Below are 12,139 nucleotides of genomic sequence, written 5' to 3' on the forward strand. Positions count from 1 at the left end.
CGGCGGTGGCGGCTGCACCGCACGGCGATCTCGCGTCGTGTGCTCCGGTGGAGGTGGCCCGGGTGTCGGTTCCGCGGCGGGTGCGCCGGCGCGCGCCGGACGACGATCTGGCCGCCGGAGGTCAGCGCGCGAGGTGCAGATTGCGGTCGACGTACGCCAGGATCGCCATTTCGACCGTGGGCCAGTCGTGCACGACGAGCGCGTAGTCGAACCGCAGCGTGATGTACCCCCACGCGGCGGCATGGGCGTCGCGTCGGAGATCGCGGTGGCGTTGGCTTTCACCGTCATGGAAGGGCGCGCCATCGACCTCGACGATGAGCACGTCGCCGATGATGAGGTCGACGCGCCCCACCGAGACGACTTTCACCTGCGTTCGCACGGGCAGGCGCCGGTTCCGCAGGCGCCACCGCACGAGCGATTCGAGCCCGCTATCGGCATCCGACCGCGCAAGGCGGAGCGCCTCGCGCCCGTGCGCGTTCGTGTTGTCGTGCAGCCAAGCGCGGTCCGAGCTGCGCAGAAGTCGCAGTCGCAACGCGGATTCGAGCGCGACGAAGAACTGCTCGACTCCGCGGCACCGCAGGATCTGCCGGAGGACGTGGGCGATCGGGAGGGACGCGAAGGCCCGCTCGAGGGGGATGTCGCTCCAATGGAGGATGCACGAGCAACCGTCGTGAGGGTAGCCGTGCCCGGCTTCACGCATCCACACGTGAATCTGGTCCGTTCCTTCGAGCACCCAGAGACCCAGGTGCCGCGCTGCCGTCACGCACGCGGGCGTTCCCCCGTGTTGAGCGGCCGAGACGACGGGTTCGCAGGTTCCGCGTTCGGCGTAGACACCACGACGCAGGTGGAGGAGGAATCCGGATGCCACTTCGGCCGCGATCGTCCGGCGGGAGCGCCCCGCGCTCCGCAGCTCGCTGAACGTAAAAATTGCCGAGTCGCCGACGCACATGCGTCCACGCTGCGTGATCGTCAGAGCGACGAGGCACCGGTCGGAGTGATTTGTGAACAGGTCGTGCCTGGGGAGGACCCGCCGCATCCGCGGGCCGCCGGGCGGCGGTGTGCACAACGGCAGGGAGTCTGGCGACACGCCGGGCCCGGCGAGCGCGGCTCGGCGTGTCGTGGAGGAGTCCTGCCGTTGTGCACAACGGGTCGGCCCGGGGCGGCGGTGTGCTCAACGGGTCGGCCGGGGGTGGCGGTGTGCACAACGGCAGGGGGTTTGGGCGACACGCCGGGCCCGGCGCGCGCGGCTCGGCGTGTCGCAGAGGAGTCCTGCCGTTGTGCCCGCGGGGTGGCCGCGGGGTGGCGGTGTGCACAACGGGTCGGCCGCGGGGCGGCGGTGTGCACAACGGGTCGGCCGCGGGTGGCAGTGTGCACAACGGCAGGGAGCTTCGGCGACACGCCGGGCCCGACGCCCGCGGCTCGGCGCGGCGCTCGACAACTCCGCCGTTGTGCTCGCAGACCCCGCCCGCCTGTCGGGGCCGCCTACTCGGCGAGTCGCAGCGCGGCCCAGAGTTCCGCGCGGGCGGCGAACGACGACAGGTCGCGGTCGATCACCCGCTCGGCCTGGGCGACGCGTGCGCGCACGGTGTGGCGGTGGATGCCGAGCGCGTGCGCCGTGGCCTCGTGCGAGCAGTCGTTCGAGAGCCACGCGTCGAGCGTCTCCACCAGCGCAGAGCCGTGCGCGGCGTCGTAGCCGCGCAGCGGTGCAAGGGCGTCCGCGGCCACGGCTCGCGCCCCCTCCGAACCGAGGGCGGCGATGAGCCCGGCACGGGCGGTGTCGGCGAAGTCGGCGACCCCGGGCGTCGCGGCCCGGTCGCGCGCGGTGCGCGCCTGGGTGAGGGCACCCGAGAACCTGTCGTAGCCGGTCGGCGCGGAGCAGCCGACGACCGTCTCGAACCGGTCGGCGATCTCGGCGAGCAGCTCCCGCGCGCCCGCCGGCACGACGACGACCAGCCCGTCGTCGCCGCGACCGAAGAACAACTCGCCCCGCCGCTCCTGCGCGCGGCGTTCGAGCCATTCGGTCAGCGCCGTCGAGCGATTGGATGCCGCCGGCGTCACCGCCACGATCACCGGGGCGGTCGGAAGGGGACCGAGCAGGTCGCGGGCCGCCCGCCGGGCGAGGGAGGGATCGTCACCGCTCAGCGATTGCACGAGTCCCGCGCGGAACGTGCCGATCGCCCGGCCGAGGCCGTCCTGCTGCTCGAGCGCGAGCGCGGCCATCGCGACGACCGCGGTCACGACGCTGCGGGCCTCGTGATCGAGGTCGGAGGCTTCGATCGCAAGGGCTCCCCGCAGGTGCCCGCCGCGCCCCAGTGTCTGCACGGTGACCGAGGCGTCGCCGACGCGTACGGTACCGGCGGCCCGTGTGCCACGGCGCAGCATCGTCGTCACCTCGGTGGCCACGGCGTCGACGGCGGGGAATGCCAGGGCGCCCACCGGATGCTCGTCGCGCACGGCGCCCGCCGCGTCGAACAGTCCCACCCAGCAGTCGAGCTGCCGTGAGAGTTCGGCGAGGGTGGCCGAGAGCCCGTCGGGGCGCAGCGCCGCCAGCGACACGGCCCGCTGCGCCGCGAGCGACCAGCTGCGTCGTGCGTACGCGTCGGCGGCGATCGCCTCGGCGCCGGCCCGGGCCACCGCGATGAAGGGCGTGCGGTAGGGCACTTCGAACAGCGGCATCCGCGCCTCGGCGCACGCGTCGACGAGACCGGCGGGGATGCCGTCGCGCACGACCTCCGTGCCGAAGCCCAGCGCCCGCACGCCGCGGGCGATGAGGCGGCCGACGTAGGCGGTGTAGTCGGCGGGGGTCGCGTCGGCGAACTGCGTGCCGGTGGTCAGCAGCACGAGCCCCTCGCTGAGGAACGGGGTCGGGTCGGCGAGGTCGCTGGAGTGCACCCACCGCACCGGGCGGTCGACGGCGCCGGGTGGCAGGTTCCGCTCGTTAACGACGAGGCGCAGGTGCAGGTCGCGCCGGGTGAGCAACGCCCGCAGGCTGGGCGGGCCCACGGCGTCGGCGACCATGCTTCCTCCTGTACGAGACGTATACGACGGTGCCAGCGACTGTACAGCCAGGTGAGTGCGACCCGCGTTGCGCCATCCGTAGCATCGCCGCCATGAGCCTCGACACCCTTCCCCTCGTCGGCGGTCCCTCGCTCCCGCAGGAGCGCCGCCTCGTCACCGCCATCCCCGGTCCCCGCTCGCAGGAGCTGCTCGATCGCAAGGCCGCGGCCGTGGCGTCCGGTGTCGGTCACACGGTCCCGATTCAGGCCATCGCCGCCGGCGGGGGAGTCGTCGTCGACGCCGACGGCAACTCGCTCATCGACCTCGGCTCGGGCATCGCCGTCACCAGCGTCGGCAACGCGCACCCCGCGGTGGTCAAAGCCGTGCAGGACCAGGTGGCCGCCTTCACCCACACGTGCTTCATGATCTCGCCCTACGACTCGTACGTCGCCGTCGCCGAGGCCCTCAACCGCCTCACCCCGGGGGATCACGCGAAGAAGAGCGCCCTGTTCAACTCCGGCGCCGAGGCCGTCGAGAACGCGATCAAGATCGCCCGCAAGTTCACCGGTCGCCAGGCCGTCGTCGCCTTCGACCACGCCTATCACGGCCGCACCAACCTCACGATGGCGCTCACCGCGAAGAACATGCCGTACAAGAGCGGTTTCGGCCCCTTCGCCGCCGAGGTCTACCGCGCGCCCCTGTCGTACCCGTTCCGCGACGGGCTCACCGGCCCCGAGGCCGCGGCCAAGGCCATCTCGCTGATCGAGAAGCAGGTCGGCGCCGACAACCTCGCCGCCGTCATCATCGAGCCGATCCAGGGCGAGGGCGGGTTCATCGTGCCCGCCGACGGCTTCTTGAACGCCGTCGTCGACTGGTGCCGCGAGAACGACGTGGTCTTCATCGCCGACGAGGTGCAGTCCGGCTTCGCCCGCACGGGCGCGATGTTCGCCAGCGAGCACTTCGGCATCGTCCCCGACCTCGTCACCACCGCGAAGGGCATCGCCGCGGGCCTTCCCCTCGCCGCCGTCACCGGACGCGCCGAGATCATGGATGCCACCCACACCGGCGGACTCGGCGGAACCTACGGCGGCAACCCGATCGCGTGCGCCGCTGCTCTGGCATCCATCGACGCGTTCGAGAACGAGGGGCTCATCGAGCGCGCACAGCAGATCGGCGACGTGCTGAAGGCACGCCTGCACCGGCTGCAACAGAACGACCCGCGCATCGGGGACGTCCGCGGACACGGCGCGATGGTCGCCGCCGAGTTCGTCGACCCCACCACGGGAGCGCCCGACGCCGCCCTCACCGCCGCGGTCGCAAAAGCCGCCATCGCCGAGGGAGTGATCGTCCTCACCTGCGGCACGTACGGCAACGTCATCCGGTTCCTGCCGCCGCTGTCGATCGGCGACGAGCTGCTGAACGAGGGCCTCGACGTCGTCGCGGCGGCCCTCGACCGCATCTGACGGACATCCTGGCGGCGGCGTGGGATCCACCGCCGCTGGGTCACCCCCTCGACTCCGCACGAGAAGTAAGGACGTTTTCATGGATGACATCACCCGCGACGTGGTCGTGATCGGCGCCGGCGCCGCCGGGCTCACCGCCGCGAACGACCTACGCACGGCCGGACTCTCGGTCGTGGTGCTCGAAGCACGCGACCGCGTGGGTGGGCGCCTGTGGACCGACACCGTCGAGGGCGCGATGCTCGAGCTGGGCGGACAGTGGGTCTCGCCCGATCAGACCGCGCTCATCGACACCGTCGCCGAGCTGGGATTGGAGACGTACAGCCGCTACCGCGAGGGCGAGAGCGTCTACGTCGGCGCCGACGGAGAGGCCAGACGCTTCACCGGCGAGATGTTCCCCGTCGCGCCCGAGACCGAGAAGGTCATCGACGAGGTCACCGCGCGACTGGATGCCATGGTGGCCGAGATCGACCCCGACAAGCCGTGGGAGCATCCGAACGCCGACGAGTGGGACAGGATCTCGTGGGACGCCTGGCTGCGACAACAGACCGACGACGACGAGGCCGTGCGCAACCTCGCCTTCGCGACGGGGTCCGCCATGCTCACCAAGCCCACGCACACGTTCTCGCTGCTGCAGTCGTTGCTCATGGCGGCATCCGCGGGCTCGTACTCGAACCTCGTCGACGCCGACTTCATCCTCGACAGGCGCGTGGCCGGCGGTCTGCAGCAGGTGCCCGAGCTGCTCGCCGAGCGCCTCGGCGACGACGTTCTGCTGAACCAGCCGGTGCGGCGCATCATCTGGGGTGCCGACTCCGCGGCGCCGGACCGCTCAGCGGGCACGGGCCGGCGGGTCGCCGACCTCCGGGCGTTGACCGCCCGCGTCGAGGCCGCGGCATCCTCCACCGACGGCGTCACCGTGATCGCCGACGGCGTCACCGTCCGCGCCCGCTTCGCGATCCTCGCGCTCGCGCCGGTGCTGTACCCGCGCATCTCGTTCGAGCCCCCGCTGCCGCGCCTGCAGCACCAGATGCACCAGCACATCTCGATGGGCTTCGTCATCAAGGTGCATGCCGTGTACGAGACGCCGTTCTGGCGCGAGCAGGGCCTGTCGGGCACCGCCTTCAGCCCGTACGAGCTGTGCCACGAGGCCTACGACAACACCAACCACGGCGACGAGCGTGGCACGCTCGTGGGCTTCGTGTCCGACCAGAACGCCGACGATGTCTTCCGCCTCAGCGCCCAGGAGCGCAAGCAGCGCATCCTCGAGTCGCTGTCGCACTACTACGGACCCGAGGCGAAGAACCCGGTCGTCTACTACGAGAGCGACTGGGGCACCGAGGAGTGGACCCGCGGCGCGTACGCGGCGAGCTTCGACCTCGGCGGCCTCCACCGCTACGGCGCCGACTTGCGCGAGCCCGTCGGCGTCATCCACCTCGCCTGCAGCGACATGGCCGGCGCCGGCTACCAGCACGTCGACGGTGCGATCCGTCAGGGCCACCGCGCGGCCGGCGAGATCCTCGAGCGGGTCCGCGGATGAGCATCGACCGGATCGTCGTCGGCTACACCGCCACCGAGGCGGGGGCGGATGCCGTCGCCCTCGGCGCCCGTCTCGGCGCCGCGCTCGATGCCTCGGTGCACGTCGTGGTGGTGCTGCCGTCGGCCGAGAACAACGTCTCGATCCCGGTGGATGCCGCCTACGAGCGCCTCGTGAAGGACACCGCCCGTGGATGGTTGCGCGACGCGGTGGCGCCGTACCCCGGCATCCGGGGCCACGTGCGCGTCGCGCCGTCGGTGTCGGAGGGGCTGGTCGCCGCCGCCGCAGAATTCGACGCGGGACTGGTCGTCATCGGCACCGGCGGGGGAGGACCGCGCGGCCGTCACCGTCTCGGCACCACGGCCGAAGAGCTGGTGCACTCGGCTCCCGTCCCCGTCGCCCTGGCACCCGAGGGCGCGCGCGCCGTCGATCCGAGCGTCGGCCTCCCGCGCGTCACCGCCGCGATCGGCACCCGCCCCGGTGCCGACGTGCTCCTCGACACCGCGGCATCCCTCTCCCGCCGGGCCACGGCGCCGCTGCGCCTGGTGTCGCTCGCGGGTGTCGACCTCCCCGATCGCGTCGACGCCGGTCTCACCCGGCTCACCGGTCAGACACACGCCGCGAGCGTGCTCGACACGGTGCGCGCGTCGCTCGCCGACGAGGTGCCCGCCGAAGCGGTCGTCGGCACCGGCAGCGACATCGAAGACGCCGTCTCGCGCATCGACTGGCAGTCCGGCGAGATCGCCCTCGTCGGTTCGAGCCGTCTCGCCCAACCGCGTCGGCTGTTCCTCGGCTCCACCGCAGGGCGGATCCTGCGCGCCCTGCCCGTCCCGATGATCGTGGTGCCCCGCACCCAGGAGGTCTCGTCATGACCCAGCAGCCCCTCGGTGCGAGCCCGGCTCCCGACAGCGCCGTCACCACCGGCATCTCCAACAAGGGGCTGCGCGTCGGCTCGATCGGTATGATCGGCGCCGTCGTCATCGGCATCTCGACCATCGCCCCGGCCTACACGCTCACCGGTGCTCTGGGCCCCACGGTCTCGGCCGTCGGATTCCAGGTGCCGGCGATCATCCTCGTCGGCTTCATCCCGATGCTTCTCGTGGCGCTGGGGTATCGCGAGCTGAATTCCCGGATGCCGGATGCCGGCACCTCGTTCACCTGGGCCGCCCGCGCGTTCGGGCCGTGGGTCGGCTGGATGGCGGGCTGGGGCCTTGTCGCCGCCACCGTCATCGTGCTGTCGAATCTCGCCGGAATCGCGGTGGACTTCCTCTTTCTGCTCATCGCGCAGATCACCGGCAACGCCGACATCGCCGAACTCACCCGCGTGGTGCCGATCAACATTGCGGTGTGCCTGCTGTTCATGTTCCTCGCGACCGTGGTGTCGTACCGCGACCTCCAGACCACGCAGCGCCTGCAGTACGGCCTGGTCGGATTCCAGGTCCTCGTGCTGCTGGTGTTCGCCGGAGCGGCCGTGGTCGAGATGCTGAACGGCAACGCCTTCGATGCGAGTCCGGTGCAGGCGTCGTGGTTCAACCCGTTCGAGGTCGACTCGTTCAGCTCCTTCGCCGCCGGTCTCTCGCTGTCGATCTTCATCTTCTGGGGGTGGGACGTCATCCTCACCATGAACGAGGAGACGAAGGACCCCGACAAGACGCCCGGGCGTGCGGCCACCGTGACGGTGTTCCTCATCGTCGCCCTGTACCTGCTCATCGCCGTGGCCCTGCTGATGTTCGCCGGCAACGGCACGGGCGAACTGGGCCTGGGCAACGAAGACATCCAGGAGAACGTCTTCTTCCACCTCTCCGGGCCCATCCTCGGACCCCTCGCCTTCCTCGTGTCGCTCGCGGTGCTCACCAGCTCGGCATCCTCGCTCCAGGCGACCTTCGTCGGCCCCGCCCGCACGCTGCTGGCCATGGCGCACTACGACGCCCTCCCGAAGAAGTTCGCGAAGGTCAGCCCGCGGTTCTTCACGCCGGGCTATGCCACGATCGTGTCGGCCATCGTCGCCTCGGCCTTCTACGCGATCATGCGCGTGGTCAGTGAGAGTGTGCTCACCGACACCATCACCGCCCTGGGTGCGATGATCTGCTTCTATTACGGCCTGACCGCCTTCGCCTGCGTCTGGTACTTCCGCAAGCAGTGGTTCGACTCCGCCCGCAACGTCTTCCTCACCCTGCTCGCCCCGCTCGTGGGCGGCGTCATCCTCGCCGTGCTGTTCGTGACGACCCTGATCGACAGCGCCGACCCGTCGTACGGCTCCGGCTCGGAGATCGGTGGCGTGGGGCTGGTTTTCGTCATCACGGTGGTGATCATCGTCGTAGGCCTCGTGCTGATGGTGGCGCAGCGCATCGCGAGCCCGGCGTTCTTCCGCGGTGAGACCCTGGGTTGGGAGGCGCCCGCCAGCGCCCGCCGGCGCCGCACGTCGTGAGATCCTCCCAAACCGCCCGCCGCGGCATGTCCTGACACCCGAAACGAGAAGGAGCACCATGAGCGACTACGCCGTCGTCAATCCCGCCACGGGGGAGACCATCGCCGAGTACGACACGCTGACCGATGCCGGCGTCCAGAACGCCCTGGCATCCGCTCACGACGGCTACCGCGCCTGGTCGCGGACTTCCCCCGCCGAGCGGGCCGACGCCCTTCGCCGGGTCGCCGACCTGCACCGTGAGCGCCGCGACGATCTCGCCGCGATCATCGTGCGCGAGATGGGCAAACCGCTGGAGGCGGCGCTCGGCGAAGTGGACTTCGCCGCCGACATCACGGAGTACTACGCCGACGTCATCGACCAGATCACCGGCGACGCCCCGCTCGACATCCTCGGTGAGGGCACCGCGGTCATCCGCCGGTCGCCCCTCGGCGTGCTGCTGGGCATCATGCCGTGGAACTTCCCGTACTACCAGGTCGCCCGCTTCGCAGCCCCCAATCTCGCGGTCGGCAACACGATCCTGCTCAAGCACGCCCCCCAGTGCCCCGAATCCGCCGAGGCGCTGCAGGCGATCTACCGTGACGCGGGGCTTCCCGAGGGGGCGTACGTCAATATCCGCGCGACGAACGATCAGGCGGCGATCATCATCGCCGACCCGCGCGTGCAGGGCGTCTCGGTCACGGGTTCCGAGCGCGCCGGCGCCGCGGTGGCCGAGATCGCGGGACGCAACCTGAAGAAGGTCGCGCTCGAGCTCGGCGGTTCCGACCCCTTCATCCTGCTGTCCACGGACGACCTGGATGCCGCCGTGCAGGCCGCCGTCGACGCGCGCCTCGACAACAACGGCCAGTCGTGCAACGGCGCCAAGCGCTTCGTCGTCATCGACGAGCTCTACGACGCGTTCCTGGCGAAGTTCACCGCGGCCCTCGGCGAGGCGAAGGTCGGCGACCCGTTCGCCGCCGACACCGTGCTCGGCCCGCTGTCGTCGCTCGCCGCCGCGGAGCGCCTCGACGAGCAGGTGCAGCGCGCCGTCTCGCAGGGGGCCACCGTCGAGGTCGGCGGCACGCGCGACGGGGCGTTCTACCCCGGCACGGTGCTGACCGGCGTCACGAGCGAGATGGACGCGTACGGCGAGGAGTTCTTCGGCCCCGTCGGCACCGTCTACCGCGTGTCCGACGAGGAGGAGGCGATCGAGGTGGCTAACGGCACCGGGTTCGGCTTGGGGTCGTACGTCTTCACGACGGATGCCGAGCAGGCCCAGCGCATCGCCGATCGCCTCGAGGCCGGCATGGTCTACGTCAACCTCGTGCTCGCCGACTCGCCCGAACTGCCCTTCGGCGGGGTGAAGCGCAGCGGGACCTCGCGCGAGCTGGGGCTGCTCGCGGCCGACGAGTTCGTGAACAAGAAGCTCATCCGCACGGCCTGATCCTCGCGTGCGCGCCCCCGGCTCGGACCGCCGCGTCGGGGGCTCTCTCGCGCCCCGAGACGGGGCTTTCGGCGCGTCCCCGTCCGCTCGGCGGAGCGGGGCGCGAGCCCGGCGACACGGGTGCACCGGCCCGGCTCGGTTCGCCAGGGCGGGGGACATGGCATAGACTGGGGAGTGCAGTCGAAATCTGCATTCTTTCGCCGTGCCTTCGGGTACGCGGCATCCTCCCCCGAGAGATTCCAGGCGCGAGCGTGTGGTTTCGAATCCTGGATCCCTCGGGATCTTAGGGCGGTAGCTCAATTGGCAGAGCAGCGGTCTCCAAAACCGCAGGTTGCAGGTTCGATTCCTGTCCGCCCTGCGCACAGCGCACGCTGGCACAGACAATGACCAAGGTGGTTCGATGACTCAGGACGAGATCGTCGCCGAGCGCGACGCCCCCCGCGAGAAGAAGCTGAACTTCTTCGCGCGGATCGCCCTCTTCATCCGTCAGGTCTTCGCAGAGCTCCGCAAGGTCGTCACCCCGACCCGGCAGGAGCTGCTGAAGTTCACCGCCGTGGTCCTCGGGTTCGTCGTCGTCATGATGGCGATCGTCTACGGCCTCGACGTGCTGTTCGTGTGGATCACCACCGCCGTCTTCGGCGTCCCCGGTACCGCCGGCGCCTGACCGGCGCTCGCGCGGACGTGCGGCGCCAAGAGCGGCCGCCTCTGAACGGAAGAGATCACAGTGTCTGAAAGATATGTCGACGACGCCGATTGGGCGACGGCAGCCGAGCAGTCCAGCGAGGACGACGAAGCCCAGGAGGGCAACGTGCTGGAGTCTCAGGAGCGTGCCTCCGACTCCGCTGAGCACGCGGCGGTCCACATCGTGGACGACGAGGCGGAGGTCGACGACGCCGACCTCGGCGACATCGACATCACCGACCCGGAGGCGGACGCCATCGTGAACGACGCACTCGAGATCGACGAGACCAGCGAGGCCGAGGCTGCCGCCGAGGTCCTCAACGACTCCCTGGCAGAGGAGCAGGCCGAAGAGGCCGAAGAGGCTGCCGAAGAGGTCACTCCCTACGACGGTCCCGACGTCAACGGTGAGCCCGACGAGCCCGTGCTCGACGAGGACTTCGTCGACGAGGTCTCCGCCGCCGCCGGCGTGGTCGACGAGGTCGAGGCCGGCGAGTCGCCTGCCGACGCTGCCGCCGACATCGACGAAGACGCCGACCCGTACGAGGCGTACCGCACCGAGCTGCGCTCGCTTCCGGGCAAGTGGTACGTCATCCACTCCTACGCCGGTTTCGAGCGCAAGGTGAAGGCCAACATCGAGCAGCGCAAGTCGACGCTCGAGGTCGAGGACGACATCTACCAGGTCGAGGTCCCCATGGAGGACGTCGTCGAGATCAAGAACGGCCAGCGCAAGATGGTCAACCGCGTGCGCATCCCCGGCTACGTGCTGGTGCGCATGGACCTCAACGAAGACACCTGGTCGGTCGTGCGTCACACCCCGGGTGTCACGGGCTTCGTGGGCAACGCCCACAACCCCACGCCGCTGCGTTTCGAAGAGGCCTTCAACATGCTGAAGAGCCTGGTCGAGGTCAAGGAGTCCGCTCCCGCCAAGGCCGGTGCCGCCAAGGGCGCCCCGACCGCTCAGCGCGTCATCCCCGCCGAGGTCGACTTCGAGGCCGGCGAGACGATCACGATCAAGGAGGGCTCGTTCGCGGGTCTTCCCGGCACGATCAGCGAGATCAAGCCCGAGAGCGGCAAGCTCACCGTGCTCGTGTCGCTCTTCGAGCGCGAGACCCCCGTCGAGCTGTCGTTCGACCAGGTCACCAAGATGGTCTGACGCCCCGCGCGTCCTCGCGAACGCCCCGCCCGGCTCCGGCCGCGGGGCGTTCGCCATTTTCGTGGGTGCGGACCGGTGGTGCGACGTTTCCGCCTGCTCTTCATGCGTCGAGAAACGCCATCCGCGGGAGGAAAAGCCCCACCGCGTTGTTCCTTGCGGCGGATGCCGTTTCTCGTGCTGGCGTCGTGGGCGGCGGCTTGTGCGTGTGCGACCGGGGCGGCGTGGGTGGCGTGCGGCGGTGTCGGTGTGTGCGGCGGTGTGGCGTGGTTGTCCTGGGCGCATGCGTCGAGAAACGCCATCCGCGGGAGCGAACGCCTCGCCGCGTTGTTTCTTGCGGCGGATGCCGTTTCTCATGCCGGCGTCGTGGGTGGCGGCTCGCGGCACGGCCGCGCGGCGCGCGCGGAGCGACGCCCGCGCGCGTCTCGCCGCCCGCCGGCGCTCACCGCGGACTGACGTAAGTGCCCCG

9 protein-coding genes and 1 tRNA gene are annotated in these 12,139 nt (G+C 70.6%); 8 read left to right on the forward strand and 2 right to left on the reverse strand.

Annotated features, from left to right (window positions below; all coding sequences use genetic code 11):
- Positions 1-121: 121 nt before the first annotated feature.
- Both QE410_RS03700 and QE410_RS03705 read right to left on the reverse strand, forming a co-directional pair.
- A complete protein-coding gene (locus QE410_RS03700; RefSeq protein WP_307328013.1) occupies positions 122-949 on the reverse strand; it encodes an endonuclease domain-containing protein in 828 nt (275 codons plus the stop codon).
- Positions 950-1,482: 533 nt separating this feature from the next.
- Positions 1,483-3,018: a PucR family transcriptional regulator ligand-binding domain-containing protein gene (locus tag QE410_RS03705; protein WP_307328016.1), complete on the reverse strand. Its 1,536-nt coding sequence runs from the start codon at positions 3,016-3,018 to the stop codon at positions 1,483-1,485.
- 92 nt (positions 3,019-3,110) lie between these two features.
- Here QE410_RS03705 and gabT point away from each other — a divergent pair, with 92 nt between their 5' ends.
- The 8 genes from gabT to nusG all read left to right on the forward strand — a co-directional run bounded on the left by gabT (position 3,111) and on the right by nusG (position 11,673).
- Positions 3,111-4,460: a 4-aminobutyrate--2-oxoglutarate transaminase gene (gene gabT, locus QE410_RS03710; RefSeq protein WP_307328019.1), complete on the forward strand. Its 1,350-nt coding sequence runs from the start codon at positions 3,111-3,113 to the stop codon at positions 4,458-4,460.
- Between the two features lie 79 nt (positions 4,461-4,539).
- Entirely contained in the window at positions 4,540-5,994 is a 1,455-nt protein-coding gene (locus QE410_RS03715) for an NAD(P)/FAD-dependent oxidoreductase (protein ID WP_307328021.1), read from the forward strand.
- Entirely contained in the window at positions 5,991-6,863 is an 873-nt protein-coding gene (locus tag QE410_RS03720) for a universal stress protein (RefSeq protein WP_307328023.1), read from the forward strand. The genes QE410_RS03715 and QE410_RS03720 overlap by 4 nt, the downstream gene beginning before the upstream one ends.
- A complete protein-coding gene (locus QE410_RS03725) occupies positions 6,860-8,419 on the forward strand; it encodes an APC family permease (protein ID WP_307328025.1) in 1,560 nt (519 codons plus the stop codon). Before QE410_RS03720 ends, QE410_RS03725 begins: the two co-directional genes overlap by 4 nt.
- Before the next feature lie 58 nt (positions 8,420-8,477).
- Positions 8,478-9,839: an NAD-dependent succinate-semialdehyde dehydrogenase gene (locus tag QE410_RS03730; protein ID WP_307328027.1), complete on the forward strand. Its 1,362-nt coding sequence runs from the start codon at positions 8,478-8,480 to the stop codon at positions 9,837-9,839.
- 285 nt (positions 9,840-10,124) lie between these two features.
- Positions 10,125-10,197: transfer RNA gene (locus QE410_RS03735), tRNA-Trp, on the forward strand.
- 42 nt (positions 10,198-10,239) lie between these two features.
- Complete coding sequence (gene secE / locus QE410_RS03740) at positions 10,240-10,503, forward strand: preprotein translocase subunit SecE (protein WP_058232724.1); 264 nt, start codon at positions 10,240-10,242, stop codon at positions 10,501-10,503.
- 60 nt (positions 10,504-10,563) lie between these two features.
- Positions 10,564-11,673: a transcription termination/antitermination protein NusG gene (nusG, locus tag QE410_RS03745; RefSeq protein ID WP_307328033.1), complete on the forward strand. Its 1,110-nt coding sequence runs from the start codon at positions 10,564-10,566 to the stop codon at positions 11,671-11,673.
- Positions 11,674-12,139: the final 466 nt, after the last annotated feature.

This window comes from Microbacterium sp. SORGH_AS_1204, from assembly GCF_030818935.1.
Taxonomy (GTDB): domain Bacteria; phylum Actinomycetota; class Actinomycetes; order Actinomycetales; family Microbacteriaceae; genus Microbacterium.

Coding starts and splice junctions, on each gene's coding strand:
- QE410_RS03700 (WP_307328013.1), bottom strand. CDS start 949: ATGTGCGTCGGCGACTCGGCAATTTTTACGTTCAGCGAGCTGCGGAGC.
- QE410_RS03705 (WP_307328016.1), bottom strand. CDS start 3,018: ATGGTCGCCGACGCCGTGGGCCCGCCCAGCCTGCGGGCGTTGCTCACC.
- gabT (WP_307328019.1), top strand. CDS start 3,111: ATGAGCCTCGACACCCTTCCCCTCGTCGGCGGTCCCTCGCTCCCGCAG.
- QE410_RS03715 (WP_307328021.1), top strand. CDS start 4,540: ATGGATGACATCACCCGCGACGTGGTCGTGATCGGCGCCGGCGCCGCC.
- QE410_RS03720 (WP_307328023.1), top strand. CDS start 5,991: ATGAGCATCGACCGGATCGTCGTCGGCTACACCGCCACCGAGGCGGGG.
- QE410_RS03725 (WP_307328025.1), top strand. CDS start 6,860: ATGACCCAGCAGCCCCTCGGTGCGAGCCCGGCTCCCGACAGCGCCGTC.
- QE410_RS03730 (WP_307328027.1), top strand. CDS start 8,478: ATGAGCGACTACGCCGTCGTCAATCCCGCCACGGGGGAGACCATCGCC.
- secE (WP_058232724.1), top strand. CDS start 10,240: ATGACTCAGGACGAGATCGTCGCCGAGCGCGACGCCCCCCGCGAGAAG.